The organism is Pantoea sp. Ap-967 (genome assembly GCF_011752565.1).
In the GTDB taxonomy this organism is placed as follows: domain Bacteria; phylum Pseudomonadota; class Gammaproteobacteria; order Pseudomonadales; family Pseudomonadaceae; genus Aquipseudomonas.
Window position 1 is genome coordinate 22,354 of the sequence record NZ_VWXK01000026.1, and the last position, 18,637, is coordinate 40,990.

The 18,637-nt window shown below is 66.4% G+C and carries 10 protein-coding genes; 7 read left to right on the plus strand and 3 right to left on the minus strand.

The genetic code is table 11. The features are described from left to right. Position 1: 1 nt before the first annotated feature. The 6 genes from treZ (at position 2) to F3J45_RS22590 (ending at position 10,336) form a co-directional block, all read left to right on the plus strand. Entirely contained in the window at positions 2–1,744 is a 1,743-nt protein-coding gene (gene treZ, locus F3J45_RS22565; protein WP_167068149.1) for a malto-oligosyltrehalose trehalohydrolase, read from the plus strand. Next, the gene (gene malQ, locus F3J45_RS22570) at positions 1,741–3,810 is read left to right on the plus strand and encodes a 4-alpha-glucanotransferase (protein WP_167068152.1); all 2,070 of its coding nucleotides are present in this window, start codon (positions 1,741–1,743) and stop codon (positions 3,808–3,810) included. The genes treZ and malQ overlap by 4 nt, the downstream gene beginning before the upstream one ends. Continuing rightward, a complete protein-coding gene (locus F3J45_RS22575; protein WP_167068155.1) occupies positions 3,807–6,581 on the plus strand; it encodes a malto-oligosyltrehalose synthase in 2,775 nt (924 codons plus the stop codon). Before malQ ends, F3J45_RS22575 begins: the two co-directional genes overlap by 4 nt. 17 nt (positions 6,582–6,598) lie before the next feature. After that, positions 6,599–6,862 (plus strand): DUF2934 domain-containing protein, encoded by a 264-nt coding sequence (locus F3J45_RS22580; protein ID WP_167068158.1) that lies wholly within the window; start codon positions 6,599–6,601, stop codon positions 6,860–6,862. Positions 6,863–7,000: 138 nt separating this feature from the next. Then, on the plus strand, positions 7,001–9,154 hold the full coding sequence (gene glgX, locus F3J45_RS22585; protein WP_167068160.1) for a glycogen debranching protein GlgX: 2,154 nt from the start codon (positions 7,001–7,003) through the stop codon (positions 9,152–9,154). Positions 9,155–9,517: 363 nt separating this feature from the next. Next, a complete protein-coding gene (locus F3J45_RS22590; protein WP_167068162.1) occupies positions 9,518–10,336 on the plus strand; it encodes an autotransporter outer membrane beta-barrel domain-containing protein in 819 nt (272 codons plus the stop codon). A 93-nt stretch (positions 10,337–10,429) separates the two neighbouring features. Here F3J45_RS22590 and glgB read toward each other — a convergent pair whose 3' ends face one another. The 3 genes from glgB to F3J45_RS22605 all read right to left on the minus strand — a co-directional run bounded on the left by glgB (position 10,430) and on the right by F3J45_RS22605 (position 18,109). Then, positions 10,430–12,640, minus strand: coding sequence for a 1,4-alpha-glucan branching protein GlgB (gene glgB, locus F3J45_RS22595; protein WP_167068165.1), 2,211 nt, complete (start codon positions 12,638–12,640; stop codon positions 10,430–10,432). Further along, positions 12,637–15,957: a maltose alpha-D-glucosyltransferase gene (gene treS, locus F3J45_RS22600; protein ID WP_167068168.1), complete on the minus strand. Its 3,321-nt coding sequence runs from the start codon at positions 15,955–15,957 to the stop codon at positions 12,637–12,639. The genes glgB and treS overlap by 4 nt, the downstream gene beginning before the upstream one ends. Before the next feature lie 166 nt (positions 15,958–16,123). Then, positions 16,124–18,109 (minus strand): alpha-1,4-glucan--maltose-1-phosphate maltosyltransferase, encoded by a 1,986-nt coding sequence (locus F3J45_RS22605; protein WP_205300644.1) that lies wholly within the window; start codon positions 18,107–18,109, stop codon positions 16,124–16,126. 174 nt (positions 18,110–18,283) lie between these two features. On the opposite strand from F3J45_RS22605, the gene F3J45_RS22610 reads away from it, so the two are divergent. Beyond that, on the plus strand, positions 18,284–18,445 hold the full coding sequence (locus F3J45_RS22610) for a hypothetical protein (RefSeq protein WP_167068174.1): 162 nt from the start codon (positions 18,284–18,286) through the stop codon (positions 18,443–18,445). The last annotated feature ends 192 nt before the right edge of the window (positions 18,446–18,637 follow it).

Genomic DNA, 18,637 nt, shown 5'->3' on the forward strand with positions numbered 1-18,637 from the left:
GATGCACAGGCATGGCGCACACTTGCTGGACGCCACGTCGGCGCGCTTCGCCCTCTGGGCACCCGATGCGCGCAACGTGAGCTTGCACCTGGAGCAGCAGCCGGCCATCGCCCTGCTGCCCGAGGAAGGCGGCTGGCATACGGGCATCGCCCCGTGCCAGGCCGGTGACCGTTACCACTTCTGTATCGACGGCCAGCTGCAGGTGGCCGACCCGGCGTCGCGCTACCAACCTGAGGGCGTGCATGGGCCAAGCCAGGTGGTGGATGTACACGCCTACCCCTGGCAACACCCGTGGCAGGGTCGGCCCTGGCACGAGGCGGTGATTCAGGAACTGCACGTGGGCGTGCTCGAAGGCTACTCGGGCGTGGCGCGGCACCTGCCGCGCCTGGCCGAGCTTGGCATCAGCGCCATCGAGCTGATGCCCTTGGGGCAGTTCCCCGGCGAGCGCAACTGGGGCTACGACGGCGTGCTGCCCTTCGCCCCGCAGCACAGCTATGGCAGCCCCGAGCAGCTGTGCGCGCTGGTCGACCAGGCCCATGGCCTGGGCCTGATGGTGATGGTCGATGTGGTGTACAACCACTTCGGCCCCGACGGCAACTACCTGCACCAGTACGCCAGCGCGTTCTTTCGCCAGGACCGCCAGACACCCTGGGGCGCGGCCATCGACTTTCGCCGCGCCGAGGTGCGCGAGTACTTCATCCAGAATGCCCTGATGTGGCTGTGCGACTACCGCTGCGACGGCCTGCGCCTGGATGCCGTGCACGCCATCGACCAGCCCGACTTTCTGCTGGAACTGGCCCAACGGGTACGCGCCGCTGTCGCACCCGGGCGCCAGGTGTGGCTGGTGCTGGAGAACGAACACAACCAGGCGTTCCTGTTGGAACAAGGTTTCGATGCCCAGTGGAACGACGATGGCCACAATGCCCTGCACGTGCTGCTGACCGGCGAAACCGAAGGCTACTACGCCGATTACCAGCAGCAGCCGATCGACAAGCTGGCCCGCTGCCTGGCCGAGGGCTTCGTGTTCCAGGGCCAGGCCAACCGCCACGGCACCCCACGCGGTGAGCCCAGCGGGCACCTGGCGCCCAGCGCGTTCGTGCTGTTCCTGCAGAACCACGACCAAATCGGCAACCGCGCCCTGGGCGAGCGCCTGACCCGCCTGTGCCCGCCCCCGGCCTTGCGCGCCGCCACCGGCCTGTTGCTGCTGGCGCCGATGATCCCGCTGCTGTTCATGGGCGACGACGACGGCAGTTGCCGGCCGTTCCTGTTCTTCACCGACTTTCACGATGAACTGGCCGATGCCGTGCGCGAAGGCCGCCGTGGCGAGTTCGCCCATTTCGCCGCCTTCGCCGACCCCGAGCAACGCGCGCACATCCCCGACCCCAACGCCCGGCACACCTTCGAAGCCTCACGGCCAAGCAACCAGGAAGTGATCGCCGGTTGGCACGGTCTCTACCAGCAACTGCTCAGCCTGCGCCAGCGCCACGTCATCCCGCACCTGCCCGGCAGCCGCGCCCTGGGCGCCGAGGTATTGGGCGACAAGGCCCTGACCGCACGCTGGCAACTGGGCAATGGCCACATCCTGCGCATCGACCTGAACCTGGCCGCCACGCCCCAGGCCGTGGCATTGCCGGCAGCCGAACGGCGCCTGTTCGACAGCAGCGACACCACGCACCCCGACTCCGCACTGGCCGCCCACAGCTGTGTGGTCAGCCTGCTTCCACCTGGCCAGGAGCGCCCATGAGCGAAACCGCCCTGCACCGCTTGGCCGCCCGCGTAGGGCTGGCCCGTGACTGGATCGACGCCAACAACCGCCCCCAGCAAGTCAGCGACGAGGTACTGCGCAAGGTCCTGGACGGCCTTGGCCACCCCGCCCAGGATGAGCCCGCCACCCTGGCCAGCCTGCGCGCCGTGGAGGTCGCCGAAGACGGCGAGCACTTGCCGCCGCTGCTGACCGCCGAAGTGGACCAGCCGGTATCCCTGCAACGCTACTTCGCCCCGGGCAGCGCCGTGCGCTGCACCCTGGAAAGCAACCGCCTGCAACACCTGACGCTGGATGCCCAAGGCAACCTGCCCGGTGGCCTGCCAATCGGCTATCACCAACTGCACATCGACGAGCGCAGCTTCACCCTGGCCGTGGCGCCGCCGCGTTGCTACAGCCTGGCCGACGCGGTGGCCGAACCGCCGCCACGTTGCTGGGGCCTGGCGGTGCAGCTGTACAGCCTGCGCCGCCCTGGCGATGGTGGCTACGGCGACTGCCTGGCCCTGGAGCAATTGGCCCGAAGCGCCGCCGAACGCGGCGCCGATGCCTTGGCGATCAGCCCGATCCACGCCCTGTCGGCGGTCGACCAGCAGCACTACAGCCCCTACTCGCCCTCCAGCCGCCTGCTGCTCAACACCCTGTATGCCAGCCCCGCCGCGCTGCTGGGCGAGCGCAGCGTGCGCATGGCCATCGCCGCCTGCGGCCTGGAACAAGTGCTCGAAGACCTGGAACAACGCCCGCTGGTGGACTGGCCACGCGCCGCCGACGCCCGCTTGCGCCTGCTGGAGGCGCTGTACCAGGACTTCAGCAAAGCCGAACACCCCCTGCGCAAGGACTTCGAAAGTTACCGCCAGGCCGGTGGCCAGGCCCTGGAGCACCATTGCCGCTTCGAAGTGCTGCAGGCCCAGGCCGTCGAGCATGGCCTGGGCGCTGACTGGCGCAACTGGCCAAGCGCCTGGCACGACCCCTATCACCCGGAAGTGGAGGCCTTCGCCGACGCTTACCCGGCCAGGGTCGAGTTCCACGCCTTCTGCCAATGGCTGACCGAACGCAGCCTGCAGCGCGCCCAGCAAGCGGCCCGTAGCAGCGGCATGGCCATCGGCCTGATCGCCGACCTGGCGGTGGGCGCGGACGGCGCCGGTAGCCAGGCCTGGAGCCGCCAGGACGAGCTACTGGCCAACCTCAAGGTCGGCGCGCCGCCCGATATCCTCAACCGCTCCGGGCAGGACTGGGGCATCTGCGCGTTTTCCCCCGAAGGCCTCAAGCGCAACGGCTACCGCGCCTTCATCGAAATGCTGCGGGCCAACCTCACCCACGCCGGCGGCCTGCGCATCGACCACGTGATGGGCCTGCGCCGGCTGTGGCTGATCCCCCGCGGCTGCAAGCCCAGCGAGGGCGCCTACCTGCATTACCCACTGCAAGACCTGCTGCGCTTGCTGGCCCTGGAATCGGTGCGCCACCAGGCGGTGATCCTCGGCGAAGACCTGGGCACGGTGCCCGAGGGCCTGCGCGAGCAGCTGGCGGCCAACGCCGTGCTGGGCATGCGCGTGCTGCCCTTCGAGCAAACCCAGCCCGGCCACTTCAAGCCGATTCTCGACTGGCCAGACAACGCCCTGGCCACCACCGGCACCCACGACCTGGCGCCGCTGGCCGGCTGGCTGCAGAGCCGCGACATCGACTGGAGCCACCGCTTGCAACTGATCGACGCTGCCACCGAGCTGCACTGGCGCCACGAGCGGCAGCGGGAAAGCGAGGGGCTGCGCCGCACCCTGGAGGCCAACTACGGCCCGCAAGCAGACAACGACGCCGTGATCGATGCGGCCATCCGCTACGTCGGCCACACCCGCGCGCCGCTGGTGCTGATCCCGCTGGAAGACCTGCTGGGCAGCGACGAGCAACCCAACCTGCCCGGCACCACCAGCGGCCACCCGAACTGGCGCCGGCGCTTTGCCACGCCGGTGCGCGAACTGCTCGACGATGAGCACGCCGCCCGGCGCCTGGAGCTGCTGGCCCAGGCCCGTGAACAAGCCTGGGAGCGCGACCGATGAAAGCCCTGAGCGCAACCCTGCGCCTGCAGTTTCACAGCGACTTCACCCTGGACGATGCGGTGCCGCTGGTGCCGTATTTCGCCCAGCTGGGCATCAGCCACCTGTACGCCTCGCCAATCCTCAAGGCCCGGGCCGGCTCGCGCCATGGCTACGATGTGGTCGACCCAACGTGCGTGAACCCCGAGCTGGGCGGAGAAGCTGCACTGGAGCGGCTGGTGGCCGCCCTGCGCCAGCACGGCATGGGGTTGCTCCTCGATACCGTGTCCAACCACATGGCCGTGGGCGGCGCCGACAACCCTTGGTGGCAGAACCTGTTGGCCTGGGGCAGGCGCAGCCCCTATGCCGAATTCTTCGACATCCAGTGGCATTCCAGCGACCCGCTGCTGGCCGGCCAGCTGCTGTTGCCGTTCCTGGGCAGCGACTATGGCGCGGCGTTGAAGAACGGCGAAATTCCCTTGCAGTTCGACGCGCAGCAGGGCCTGCTGCAAGTCGCCCACCACGATCACCGCTTTCCGATCTGCCCCCAGGACTACGGCTGGATCCTGGCGCAAAGCCCGGAGCCTGCACTGAACACCCTGGCCGAACACTTCACCGCCCTGGCCGAGGCCACCGACCCGCTGGCCAGCGCCTTGCCCTTGCACGCCGAACTGGCGCGCCTGGTGCGCGAAGGCGCCGACCTGCAAGCGGCCCTGCTGGCCTTCGACAGCCGCACGGAGGCCGGCTTCAAACGCCTGCACCTGCTGCTTGAACGCCAAACCTACCGCCTGGCTAGCTGGCGCACCGCCGCCGACGACATCAACTGGCGGCGCTTTTTCGACATCAACGAACTGGGTGGGCTGCGGGTAGAGCGCGCAGTGGTGTTCGAGGCCACCCATGCCAAGCTGTTCGCCTTGATCGAGCGCGGCCTGGTCGATGGCCTGCGCATTGACCATATCGATGGCCTGGCCGACCCGCGTGGCTACTGCCGCAAGCTGCGCCGCCGGGTCGACAGCCTGCTTGCCCGGCGCCCACTGCACGCGGCGCTGGAGCACTTCCCGATCTACGTCGAGAAGATCCTCGGCGTTGACGAGCACCTGCACCGCGACTGGCTCACCGACGGCACCACCGGCTACGAGTTCATGAACCAGGTGTCGTTGCTGCAGCACGACCCCGCCGGCGAAGCGCCGCTGACCGAGCTGTGGAGCACAGTCAGCGAACGCCCCGCGTTCACCGAGGAAGTGCGCCAGGCCCGGCACCTGGTACTCACTGCCAGCCTGGCCGGCGATTGCGAGTCGGTCGCCCAGGCCCTGCTGCAAGTGGCCCGCGACGACCTGATGACCCGCGACCTGACCCTCGGCGCCATCCGCCGCGCGTTGCAGGCCCTGGTTGCGCACTACCCGGTGTACCGCACCTACTTCAACGCCTGCGGCCGCCCGGCCGAGGACGAGCATTTCTTCCAGCAGGCCCTGGCCAATGCCCGCCAGGACCTGGCCGAAGCCGACTGGCCGCTGCTGGAGCAACTCGAACGCTGGCTGGGCGGCCAGCCCTGGCGCCAGCTGCCGCCGGGCCGCCCGCGCAAGCACCTGCGCCACGCCTGCGTGCGCTTTCAACAGCTCACCGCGCCCAGCGCCGCCAAGGCCGTGGAAGACACCGCTTTCTACCGCTCGGCGCGGCTGCTGTCGCGCAACGATGTGGGCTTCGAGGCCGAGCGTTTCAGCGCCAGCCCCGCGCACTTTCACAACGAAGCCCAACGCCGCCTGCGCGACTTCCCAGACAACCTGCTGGCCACCGCCACCCACGACCACAAGCGCGGCGAAGATACCCGCGCGCGCCTGGCCGTGCTGAGCGAACGTGGCCCGTGGTTCGCCAGCCGTGTGGGGCATTGGCGCGAACTGGCCGCACCGCTGCGCGAAAGCCTGGACGATGGCCCGGCGCCCAGCCCCGGCGACGAGCTGCTGCTGTTGCAGACACTGCTCGGCAGCTGGCCGCTGAACCTCGACTCGCGCGACGACAATGGCCTGCGCCAGTACGCCGAGCGCATTCGCCAATGGCAGCAGAAGGCCCTGCGCGAGGCCAAGCTGCGCAGCAGCTGGAACGCACCAAACGATGCCTATGAAGCCGCGTGCGCGGCCTATGTCGACGGCCTGCTGCTGGACCGGGAAAACCAGCAACTGCGCCAGTCACTGGCCGATGCCGTGCAGCTGATCGCCTGCTCCGGTGCCCTCAACGGGCTGGTGCAGACGCTGCTGCGCATGACCGTGCCCGGCGTGCCCGACCTGTACCAGGGCAACGAGTACTGGGATTTCAGCCTGGTCGACCCGGACAACCGCCGCCCCGTGGACTACGCTTGCAGGCGTCGTACGCTGGACGCTGCCACGCCCCCTGGCGAGCTGCTGGCGCACTGGCGCGATGGCCGCATCAAGCAGGCGCTTGTGGCCCGCGTGCTGGATTGCCGCCAGGCCCACGCCGAGCTGTTTCGCCGCGGCGCCTACCTGCCCCTGAACGTGCAGGGCCGGCATGCCGAACAGGTCATCGCCTTCGCCCGCCTGGGTGACGGCGAGCGCGCCATCGTCGTAGCCCCGCGCCTGGCCAGCAGCCTGCTGGGCAGCGCAACCGAACCGTTGATCCCGGCACAGAACTGGGACGATACACGGGTGATCTTGCCGTTTGCCTTGTCGCCTGCCACTTGGACTGGACTTTTCGGCGGCGCCGCTGTCAGCCCTACAAGGGAGCTGCCACTGAGCGCCGTATTGGCGGATTTTCCAGTCAACCTGTTGATTGAACATGCCTAGCATTCAGGAGCGTCGAGATGAGTGTCGATGAAAAACGAGTACGCGAATTCGCCTACCAGATCTGGGAGTCGGAGGGTAAGCCACAGGGACAGGAAGACCGCCATTGGGACATGGCCCGCAAGTTGGCCGAAGCCGAAGCCCTGGCACCCAAGGCCGAGCCACGCAAGCGCGCGGCAGCCAAGCCCAAGGCGCCAGCCGAGCCCAAGGTGACGGCCCTGCCAGCGGCCAAGGCGCCGGCTGCCAAGAAGCCTCGGGCAGTGAAAAAGCCCACCGCTGGCTAACGCCTGTAGCGGCCCTTTCGCGGGGCAAGCCCGCTCCTACAGGCCCATCACGATCCCTGTGCAGGAGCGGGCTTGCCCCGCGAAGAGGCCGGTACATGTTTCCCCACCCCCCATCCACAAGGCCATTCGAGGATTGCCATGAGCCCGCGCACCCCAAAGAAAACCCGCTCCGTTGCCCCATCGCGCATTCGTGAAGGCCTGCCCTTCCCGCTCGGCGCCACCTGGGACGGCCTGGGCGTGAACTTTGCCCTGTTCTCGGCCAATGCCACCAAGGTTGAGCTGTGCCTGTTCGACTCCACGGGCGAGCAGGAACTCGAACGCATCGAGCTGCCCGAATACACCGACGAGATCTACCACGGCTACCTGCCCGACGCCCACCCCGGGCTGGTCTACGGCTACCGTGTGTACGGCCCCTACGAGCCGGCAAACGGCCATCGCTTCAACCCCAACAAACTGCTGATCGACCCCTACGCCAAGCAGCTGGTCGGCAGCCTGAAGTGGTCTGAAGCGCTGTTTGGCTACACCATCGGCCACCCCGACGGCGACCTATCGTTCGACGAGCGCGACAGCGCGCCCTTCGTGCCCAAGTGCAAGGTGATCGACCCGGCCTTCACCTGGGGCCGCGACCAGCCAGTGCAGGTGCCGTGGGAGCGCACCATCATCTACGAAGCCCACACCCGCGGCATCAGCATGCGCCACCCGGCGGTGCCGGAAAAACTGCGCGGCACCTTCGCCGGCCTTGCCAATGACGAGCTGCTGAAGCACATCAAGGAGCTGGGCGTATCGAGCATCGAGCTGCTGCCCATCCACGCCTTCGTCAACGACCAGCACCTGCTGGAAAAGGGCCTGAACAACTACTGGGGTTACAACAGCATCGCCTTCTTCGCGCCGCACCCACGCTACCTTGCCAGCGGCAAGATCGCCGAGTTCAAGGAGATGGTGGCGCACCTGCACGACGCAGGCCTGGAGGTGATTCTGGATGTGGTCTACAACCACACCGCCGAAGGCAACGAGCGCGGCCCCACCCTGTCGATGCGCGGCATCGACAACGCCTCGTACTACCGCCTGATGCCCGACGACAAGCGCTTCTACATCAACGATTCGGGCACCGGCAACACCCTCGACCTGAGCCACCCCAGGGTGCTGCAACTGGTGACCGACTCGCTGCGCTACTGGGCCGGCGAAATGCGCGTGGACGGTTTCCGCTTCGACCTCGCCACCATCCTGGGCCGTTACCACGACGGCTACAGCGAACGCCACGGCTTCCTCGTGGCCTGCCGCCAAGACCCCATGCTCAGCCAGGTGAAACTGATCGCCGAACCCTGGGACTGCGGCCCCGGGGGTTACCAGGTGGGCAACTTCGCGCCAGGCTGGGCGGAATGGAACGACCGCTTCCGCGACACCACGCGGGCGTTCTGGAAAGGTGACGAAGGCCAGCTGGCCGACTTCGCCGCACGCCTGACCGCCTCGGGCGACCTGTTCAACAACCGTGGCCGGCGGCCCTATTCGTCGGTCAATTTCATCACCGCCCACGACGGCTTCACCCTGCGCGACCTGGTGTCGTACAACAGCAAGCACAACGAGGACAACGACGAGAACAACCAGGACGGCACCGACAACAACCTGTCGTGGAACTGTGGCGTGGAAGGCCCCACCGACGACCCGCAGGTCAACGCCCTGCGCATGCGCCAGATGCGCAACTACTTCGCAACCTTGCTGCTGGCCCAGGGCACGCCGATGATCGTTGCCGGCGACGAATTCAGCCGCACCCAGCATGGCAACAACAACGCCTACTGCCAGGACAGCGAAATCGGCTGGGTGAACTGGGACCTGGACCAGCAAGGCGAGGAGCTGCTGGCCTTCGTCAAGCGCCTGACCCGCCTGCGCCTGGCCTACCCGGTGCTGCGCCGCTCGCGTTTTCTGGTGGGCGACTACAACGAGGCAATCGGCGTCAAGGACGTGACCTGGCTGGCGCCCGATGGCAGCGAGATGAGCGTGGAGCAGTGGGAAGACCCGCACGGGCGCTGCCTGGGCATGCTGATCGATGGCCGCGCCCAGGAAAGCGGCATTGCCCGGCCTGGTGCGGAGGCCACCATGCTGCTGATCGTCAATGCACACCATGACGTGGTGCCGTTCCAGTTGCCTGCAGTGCCTGAAGGGGACTACTGGAGCTGCCTGGTCGACACCGACCGGCCAGAACTGCGCAAGCCGCAACACCTGCAGTTCGACAGCACCTTCGAGGTCAAGGGCCGCTCGCTGTTGCTGATGGTGCTGCAGCGCGAGGAAGACTGAGGCAGCGCCCGCCCTGCGGCCCCCTGGCGGCAGGTGCGGCTCTAGCAACGATTCGGCATAGCGCCAGGCCAGTAAAGAACCATACCCGCTATGCCCGAGTCGATTGCCGGGGAAATCAAGCAGTTAACCTGCAATACAGGTTTTGCACATGGCTTTCACACATTCTTGACGCAAGCGCCGCCGTCTCCTTAGCTGAACACTACCACTTGCAGTTAACACTCATGCCGGGCCTCTAGCTCGCGCCTTTGCACGCGCGCCTGAAGCGTGGCGTGCTGGTTTGGGTCGCCCTCTGTTTTTGCCGTACAGCTCGTGACAACAGGCCAGATCCTTGGCTGTACAACAAGAAAACTGAGGAGATCCGCCATGAATACCCACTCGAATCCGTTGCGTTTCGACCGTATTTTCTACGCGGTTTCCACGTCGATGCTTCTGGCAACCCCGGTGGAAACCTTTGCCTCGGAACTACAAGAACCCGCCACCTACCCCAGTGCCCAGCAACAGCCGGCCATGGTGCTGCGCAGCGGCACCTTCGTGGGCCACGACAACCTGCAGGGCCCGATCGAAGTGCCCCGTGCGCAGGTAGCCGACATGCAGCGCAACGCCATCAACCTCAGCGGCGAGAGCCAAGGCGCGTACTGGAGCCTGACCCACACCCAGGGCTGGCACCTGGACGCCACGGCCACCGGCTCGCAACTCGATGGCGGCAACGCACAGGGGCGCTATGACAGCCGTACCACGACCTTTTCGGTGGAGGGCGGTTTCCCCATCCACCTCACTGACAACTGGGTGATCGAGCCCCAGGCGCAGTTGGTGAACCAGCGTTTCTACCCCGGCAGCCAGGTGCCGGCGGCAACCGCGCAGGCCTTCGACAACCAGCCCAGCTGGAGCGGCCGGGTGGGTGCGCGGTTGTCGGGGCGCTACGATGTCAACGGCATGCCGATCGAGCCCTATGTACGCACCAACGTGTGGTACGACTTCAGCAATGCCGATGAGGTGAAGTTGGACCAGGTCGACAAGATTTCCAGCTCGCGGTATTCGACCACGGTGGAACTGGGGCTGGGGTTGGTGGCGCGGGTGACGCCTTCGGTGGCGCTGTTCGTCAGTGCCGACTACAGCAGTGATGTGGATGACAACGACATCAACGGGTTGATTGCCAGCCTTGGCATCCGCATGCGCTGGTAGGCCTTTGTAGGAGCGGGCTTGCCCCGCGAAGCAGGCGGCGCGGTGCGTGGCACCGGCTGCGCCGGTGTTCGCGGGGCAAGCCCGCTCCTACAATTAGGCCGGCTTCATCACCAACACCCCCAGCGGCGGCAGGTTCAGCGCCAGCGACAACGGCTGCCCATGGCTGGCCACGTCCTCACTCTGCACCGCCCCTAGGTTGCCAACGTTGGACCCGGCATACAACTCGGCATCACTGTTGAGCATTTCCTCCCAGCGTTCCCCGAACGGCACGCCAATCCGGTAGCCCTCACGCGGCACCGGGGTGAAGTTGGCCACCACCAGCAACGGCTCACCCTGGCTGCTCCAGCGCAACCAGGCATACACGCTGTTGTGCGCGTCATCGCCAATCAGCCACTGGAAGCCCTGGGGCTGGCAGTCCTGCTCGTGCAGCGCCGGCAGCTCCCGGTACAGCCGGTTGAGGTCACCTACCAGGCGCTGCACGCCCTGGTGCTCGGGGTACTGCAGCAGGTACCAGTCCAGCTGCTGGTCATGGTTCCACTCGCGCCACTGGCCGAACTCACAGCCCATGAACAGCAGCTTCTTGCCCGGGTGGGTCCACATGAAGGTCAGGTAGGCGCGCAGGTTGGCGAATTTCTGCCAGCGGTCGCCGGGCATCTTGTCGATCAGCGAGTGCTTGCCGTGCACCACCTCGTCGTGGGAAATCGGCAGGATGAAATGCTCGGAATAGGCGTAGATCAGCCCGAAGCTCATCTCGTTGTGGTGATAGGTCCGGTGCACCGGGTCGTTCTGGATGTAGTGCAGGGTGTCGTGCATCCAGCCCATGTTCCACTTGTAGGCAAAGCCCAGCCCGCCCTGCTGGATCGGCTGGCTGACACCGGGCCAGGCCGTGGATTCCTCGGCGATGATCAGCGCGCCTGGCGCCTCGTGGGCCGCAATGCCGTTGAGGTGGCGAATGAAGTCGATGGCCTCCAGGTTCTCGCGCCCACCGTGGCGGTTGGGCACCCACTCGCCGGCCTTGCGCGAGTAATCGCGGTAGAGCATCGACGCCACCGCATCGACGCGCAGGCCATCGATATGGAAATGCTTGAGCCAGTGCAACGCCGAAGCCAGCATGAAGCCGCGCACCTCGTTGCGCCCCAGGTTGTAGATCAGCGTGTTCCAGTCCTGGTGGTAGCCTTCCAGCGGGTTGTCGTACTCATACAGCGCGGTGCCGTCGAAGCGGGCCAGGCCATGCTCGTCGGTGGGGAAATGCGCGGGCACCCAGTCCAGAATCACGCCGATGCCACCCTGGTGGCAGGCATCGACGAACGCGGCGAAGTCCTCGGCGCTGCCGTAGCGCGAAGTGGGCGCGAACAGCGACAGCGGCTGGTAACCCCAGGAGCCGCCAAACGGGTGCTCCATGATCGGCAGCAGCTCGATGTGGGTGAAGCCCAGCTGCTGCACGTAAGGCACCAGGCGCTCGGCCAATTCGCGCCAGTTGTAGAAGCGCGCGACCTCACCCAGCTCGTCGAGCTCGCATTGCCAGGAGCCTGGGTGCAGTTCATAGATCGACAGCGGCGCGCTGTAGGCATGGCGTTGGGCGCGTTGCTCCATCCACTGCTGGTCGTGCCAGGCATGGCTCAGTGCGCCGGCCACCTTGGAGGCTGTGCTGGGTGGCAACTCGGTGGCACGGGCCAGGGGGTCGGCCTTGAGCGGCAGCACGCCGTCCTTGCCCAGCACCTCGAACTTGTAGGTTTCGCCCACGCCCAGGCGCGGCAGGAACAGCTCCCACACCCCGGCGCTGTGGCGCAGGCGCATGGGGTGGCGGCGGCCATCCCAGTTGTTGAAATCGCCCACCACCGACACCCGCCGGGCGTTCGGCGCCCACACCGAGAAGCACACGCCGTCGACGCCATCGACCTGAATCGGCTGCGCGCCGAAACGCCCGGACAAGTCACGGTGGTTGCCTTCGGCGAACAGGTAGAGGTCCATGTCGCCCAGTTGCGGGCCGAAGCTGTACGGGTCTTCGGTCACCTGCTCGCCCCCGGCCCAGCCAATGTGCAGCCGGTAGGGGTGCGCCTCATCCAGGTGCGCAGTGAACAGCCCTGGCAGGCTGCCCTGCGCCATGTCGGCCAGCACCCGGCCATCGTCGCGCGCCAGCACACGTACATTCAACGCGCCGGGCAGGAAGGCGCGAAGCTGCAGGCCGCCGTGGCCATCCGCGTGGGGACCCAGCACGGCAAAAGGGTCGGCGTGCTCGGCGCGGGCCAGGGCATCCAGGTCCCGTTGCCGAAGGCCGCCGTTTTCACGCGTTGTAACGTTCATTCTGACTCTCCCCAGGTACTGATCAGTCCATGCAGGCCATGCAAGGGCACGGCCAGCCAGCTCGGACGGTTCTCGGCTTCGTATGTGATTTCGTAAGCGGCTTTTTCCAGGCAGAACAACTCCAGTGCGGCGCGCTCGCCTTCGGCCTGTTGCCAGGCATGGGGCATGGCGGCAGTGGCCAGCCCATAGGCTTGGACGAAGGCATGCCGAGACTGGTGCAGGTACTGCCGGGCAACACGTTGACGGGCCTGGCGCGCCGGGCCTGAAAGGTCGACCGCAGACGCACTGCGCAGGATCATCGCAGCAGCATAGTCGAAGGATCGCAACACGCCGCTGACATCCTTGTAGGGGCTGTGCTTGGCCCGGCGTTCCTCCAGTGGGCGGGACGGCTCACCCTCGAAATCGATCAGGTAGGCATCGCCCTGCACCACCAGCACCTGGCCCAGGTGCAGGTCGCCATGCACCCGCATCAGCAGCCCGCCCTGGGCCTGCTCGGCCAGCCTGACGATGTGCTGGGCAAGGCCTTCGCGCTGCTGCTGCAGGTCGTCCACCAGGGCCTGGCTGTCGCTGTCCAGCTGTGCGCGGTGCTGGGCCAACAGGTCGAGGGCGTGGTTGAGTTCGGCGCTGACCTGCGTGCTCCAGCGCTGGCTGTCCTCGGCATTGCTGGCGCGCGGCTGGAAGGCTGGGTCGTCGCTCGGCGCGGCCAGTAGCAGGTGCATCTCGCCCAGGCGCTGGCCGAGCAGGCTGGCGAAACCGTTGAGCTCGGCCAGCGCGTCGGTGTGAGCTTGTGCCTCGGCGCTGTCGGGCTCCATCTCGTCGCGAATGGCCCGTTCCAGGGTGTTCTGGGTCCAGGCCCAGGCGTCACCCTGGTTGCTCAGGTAGCCCTGGGCAATCATCAGCAAGTGCGGCGTTGCCTGGTCATCGACGCGGCTGACCCAGGCCAGCAACGGCGATATATTGGCAAAGCCTGCGGCAGTCAGGTAGGCGCTCATTTCCAGCTCGGGGTGAATGCCCGGGTTGACCCGGCGGATCAGCTTGAGCACCACGCGGTCGCCAATCACCACCGAACTGTTGGACTGCTCGGCGCTCAGGTAACGCACCGCGCTTTCGTCGTCCAAGCCCAGGCTGGCGAGCTGCGCGTTGCTGGCGAAATGCAGTTCGCCCTGGCCATTGCCACAGGGTAGGCGCTGCTCCTCCTGGCAAGCACGCAGCACCGCACGGATGAACGGTTCGAGCACGAAGGCATCGGTAATCAGGCCCACCTGGTGGGCACGGCGCACCCGGGAAAGCGCCAGTTGCTGGGGCAAGGCGCTGTTGATCTGCTCCTCGGGCAGCAGGCCGAACGGCAGCTGGTAGTGGGTGGCCACGCCGTCGCTGTGCACCTCGATTTCGCTGAGCAGCACCGGTGTGGTGGCCGTGCCGAAGCGCACGCCGTAACACAGGCGCACCGCATCGATCGGCCCTTCCTTGCCGGCGAACCAGCGCCGCTTGGGCAGGTACTGGGGCAGGATCGAGCCTTGCAGGGTGTCGCTCGACGGCGCTTCGAGCAGTTCTTCCATGCGTTTGCGCAGCACTAAGGTAGTCAATTCCGGCATCCCCTCGGTCGCTTGGATGTGCCAGCTGGGCATGCGGTCGTGGGCGGCCAGCAGGAACCAGTAGAAGGCATAGGGTGGCAAGGTCAACAGGAACGGCAGCTGGCCGATCGGTGGGAAGGCGCTGCCGCCCAGCATCTCCACCGGCACCCGCTCGGCGTACTGCTGCAGCTCCAGTTCCGCGGCTTGGGCTGCGCGGGAAACGTTGGCGACACAGAGGATCACTTCGCTGTTGCCGTCGGCATCGGTGTACTCGCGCAGGTAGGCGAGGATGCGCCGGTTACTGGGGGCAAGGGTGCGCAAGGTGCCGCGGCCGAAGGCTTTCTGCTGGTTGCGCACCGCCAGCAGGCGGCGGTTCCAGTTCAGCAGCGAATGCGGGTCGTGGGCCTGGGCTTCGACGTTGACGGTCTGGTAGCCGTAGAGCGGGTCCATGATCGGCGGCAACACCAGGCGCTGCGGGTCGGCCTTGGAGAAGCCGCCGTTGCGGTCTGGCGACCACTGCATCGGCGTGCGCACACCGTCGCGGTCGCCCAGGTAGATGTTGTCGCCCATGCCCAGCTCGTCGCCGTAGTACAGAGTGGGCGTGCCGGGCATCGACAGCAGCAGACTGGTGAGCAGTTCGATGCGCCGCCGGTCACGCTGCAGCAGCGGCGCCAGGCGCCGGCGAATGCCAAGGTTGATGCGCGCACGGCGGTCTTCGGCGTAGTAATTCCACAGGTAGTCGCGCTCGCGGTCGGTGACCATTTCCAGGGTGAGCTCATCGTGGTTGCGCAGGAAGATCGCCCATTGGCAGTTGGCGGGAATTTCCGGGGTCTGGCGCAGGATGTCGGTGATCGGGAAGCGGTCTTCCATGGCCAGGGCCATGTACATGCGCGGCATCAGCGGAAAGTGGAATGCCATGTGGCATTCGTCGCCAGCGCCTTCGCCAAAGTATGGGCGGGTGTCTTCGGGCCACTGGTTGGCCTCGGCCAACAGCATGCGGTCGGGGTAGTTGGCGTCGATTTCGGCGCGGATGGCCTTGAGCACCGCGTGGGTTTCGGGGAGGTTTTCGTTGTGGGTGCCGTCGCGTTCGATCAGGTAGGGGATGGCGTCCAGGCGCAGGCCGTCGACGCCCAGGTCGAGCCAGAAGCGCATCACCCCGATCACCGCCTTGAGCACCTGGGGGTTGTCGAAGTTGAGGTCAGGCTGGTGCGAGTAGAAGCGGTGCCAGAAGTATTGGCCGGCGACCGGGTCCCAGGTCCAGTTGGATTTTTCGGTGTCGAGGAAAATGATGCGCGTACCGTCGTACTTCTGGTCGTCATCGGACCACACGTAGAAGTCCCGCGCCTTGCTGCCACGCTTGGCGTGGCGGGCGCGCTGGAACCAGGGGTGCTGGTCGGAGGTGTGGTTGATGACCAGCTCGGTGATCACCCGAAGCCCTCGTGCGTGGGCTTCGGCGATGAAGCGGCGGGCGTCGGCCAGGCTGCCGTAGTCGGGGTGCACGGCTTTGTACTCGGCAATGTCGTAGCCGTCGTCCCGGCGTGGCGAGGGGTAGAACGGCAGCAGCCAGAGGGTGTTGACGCCAAGGCCTGCGATGTAGTCGAGCTTGCCGATCAGGCCTTCGAAGTCACCGATGCCGTCGTTGTTGGCATCGAAGAACGACTTGATGTGCAGCTGGTAGATCACCGCGTCCTTGTACCACAGCGGGTCATCGATAAAGGCTGCCGGGCGGGAACGCTTGGCCATGGGTGACTCCTTTCAGATCTCGGTACAGCACGGCCCCGGTAGGAGCGAGCGCAGCTCGCGATGGGCTGCAAGGCAGCCCCGGCAACACGGGCTGCGAAGCTGAAACCCTGGGGCCGCCAGGCGCCCCATCGCGAGCTACGCTCGCTCCTACCAGGTTGCGGTGGTTTCAATGAGCCTTTTCGATACGCCAGATGCCGAACGGCTGGTGCCAGGGTTCTATGCGCATCCACTGGGTTTTGCCGTGCCAGGTCCAGCGGTGGCCGTTCATCAAGTCCTCGCCCAGGGTATCGGCGTTGTCGCCCAGCCCCAGCTCCCACAGCGGTAGCTCGAAGCTGGCCTCCTGGGCGTTGTGCGGGTCGAGGCTGATCGCTACCAGGATGTAGTTGTCGCGCTCGCGCGTACGCTTGGCGAAGTACAGGATGTTGTCGTTCCAGCAGTTGAGGAAAACCACCCCCAGGTGGGTTTGCAGGGCGCGGTTCTGCCGGCGAATGCGGTTGAGCTGGGCGATTTCGGCCACGATGTTGCCGGGCTGGGTGAAGTCGCGCGGACGGATTTCGTACTTCTCCGAATCCAGGTATTCCTCCTTGCCCGGCAGCGGCGTGGCTTCGCACAGCTCGAAGCCCGAATACATGCCCCACAGCCCCGAGCCCATGGTGGCAAGGGCTGCGCGAATGAGGAAGCCGGCACGGCCGGAGGTTTGCAGGAAGTAGGGGTTGATGTCTGGCGTGTTGACGAAGAAGTTTGGCCGGTAGCACTGGCTCCACGGCGGCTGGTTGAGTTCTTCGAAATACTCGCGCAGTTCCTGCTTGGTATTGCGCCAGGTGAAGTAGGTGTAGCTCTGGGCATACCCCACCTTGCCCAGGCGCGCCATCATGGCCGGCTTGGTGAAGGCTTCGGCGAGGAAAATCACCTCGGGGTACTGGCTGCGCACATTGGCGATCAGCCATTGCCAGAACGGCAGCGGCTTGGTGTGCGGGTTGTCGACGCGGAAGGTCTTCACGCCCTCCTCCACCCAACCGACCACCACGTCGCGCAGGGCCAGCCACAGGCTCGGCACCGCTTCGGCGGCGTAGAAGTCGACGTTGACGATGTCCTGGTACTTTTTCGGCGGGTTCTCGGCGTAGCGAATGGTGCCGTCGGGGCGCCAGCTGAACCAGCCGGGGTGTTGCTTGAGCCAGGGGTGGTCCTGGGAGCACTGGATGGCGAAGTCCAGGGCGATTTCCAGGCCGTGCTCGGCGGCAGCGGCGACCAAGCGGCGGAAGTCTTCACGGCTGCCCAGTTGCGGGTGAATGGCTTCGTGGCCGCCCTCGTCGCTGCCGATGGCATAGGGGCTGCCGGGGTCGCCGGGCTCGGCACGCAGGGCATTGTTGCGGCCTTTGCGGTGCTGGGTGCCAATGGGGTGAATGGGTGGGAAGTACAGCACGTCGAAGCCCATGTCACGGATCATCGGCAGGCGTTCGTGCACGTCGTTGAAGGTGCCGTGGCGGCCGGGGCTGCTGGTGATCGAGCGGGGGAACAGCTCGTACCAACTGGCGAACAGCGCCGCCGGGCGGTCGACATCGACGGGGAATTCGCGGCTGCGGGTGAGGTAGCTGCGGTGCTCGGCATCGGCCATCAGGCGTGCGGTGTCGGGGTGCAGCAGCAGCGCCACCTGGTCATCGGGTTTTAGCGCCACCAGGCGCTCGCGCAGGGCGCCGATTTCATCGCGCAGCACACCTTCGGTGAGGTCCATGCCCTGGCCCAGCATCAACCGGCCCTCTTCGAGCTCCAGCTTGACCTCGACGCCGGCGTGGTACTTTCGCTCCAGGTCGTGGCAATAGGTGGCGAAGGGGTCGATCCAGGCCTCGATGCTGAACAGGTGTGGGCCGAGCTCGGATGGGGTGAACTCGGCCAGCCACAGGTCGTTGTCTGGTGAGTGCATGGGCACGCAATGCCAGCGGCGGCTGTTGGCCTGGCGCCAGTTGAGCATCACCGCCAGGCGGTCGTGGCCGTCGCTGTAGACCTTGCTGCTGACTGCAACTGGCTGGCCGCTGACGGCCTTGGCAGCGAAGGTGCCGGCTTCGAGTACCGGTTGGGTGTCTTCGATCACGATACGCGGCGCCAACAGCGCCTGGGACAGGCTGATGGCCTGGTCCGGGTGATCGTTCGCCATGGGCACGCGTTCAAAGGGCTCGTTTCGTGACATCGACCTTGCTCCCTCAGGCTGGTGGCGGTAAGGGTTCAGAGCCGGGCACAGGCGTGGGGTTCAAAAAAATTGAGCGAACGGCAGCTGCCAGTGGTCAGAGCCTTCAGCACCTCTTTCCATTCACCCACGCGAGGTCAGGCCATGAACATTCCCATTCCACCGGAGACACCCGACCCCAACATCGACGACCCAAGCTTGCCGCCGCCCGTGCCGGAACAGGAACCGGACGAGCTGCCCATCAAGCCGACCATGCCGCCGACGGTGGGAGACCCGCCGAATGAGGAGCCCCCGGTGAAGGCTTAAGGGTAGACGTTCATACCCGGACTGCGCTGTCGCGCTGGGAACATTCAATCCCCTGTAAGCGCGGGCTTGCCCGCTCCCACAGGGGATCACGGCCTGCCTGCGTGCAATGTTCCCAACGCAACAGCGCAGCCCGCAGGGCTGGGTGATCTCCGCAAGGTCGGCCTGTTTGCGTAGCCCTGCCACCGGTGTTGC

Coding starts and splice junctions, on each gene's coding strand:
- F3J45_RS22590 (WP_167068162.1), top strand. CDS start 9,518: ATGAATACCCACTCGAATCCGTTGCGTTTCGACCGTATTTTCTACGCG.
- glgX (WP_167068160.1), top strand. CDS start 7,001: ATGAGCCCGCGCACCCCAAAGAAAACCCGCTCCGTTGCCCCATCGCGC.
- glgB (WP_167068165.1), bottom strand. CDS start 12,640: ATGAACGTTACAACGCGTGAAAACGGCGGCCTTCGGCAACGGGACCTG.
- malQ (WP_167068152.1), top strand. CDS start 1,741: ATGAGCGAAACCGCCCTGCACCGCTTGGCCGCCCGCGTAGGGCTGGCC.
- F3J45_RS22605 (WP_205300644.1), bottom strand. CDS start 18,109: ATGGCGAACGATCACCCGGACCAGGCCATCAGCCTGTCCCAGGCGCTG.
- F3J45_RS22580 (WP_167068158.1), top strand. CDS start 6,599: ATGAGTGTCGATGAAAAACGAGTACGCGAATTCGCCTACCAGATCTGG.
- treZ (WP_167068149.1), top strand. CDS start 2: ATGCACAGGCATGGCGCACACTTGCTGGACGCCACGTCGGCGCGCTTC.
- treS (WP_167068168.1), bottom strand. CDS start 15,957: ATGGCCAAGCGTTCCCGCCCGGCAGCCTTTATCGATGACCCGCTGTGG.
- F3J45_RS22575 (WP_167068155.1), top strand. CDS start 3,807: ATGAAAGCCCTGAGCGCAACCCTGCGCCTGCAGTTTCACAGCGACTTC.
- F3J45_RS22610 (WP_167068174.1), top strand. CDS start 18,284: ATGAACATTCCCATTCCACCGGAGACACCCGACCCCAACATCGACGAC.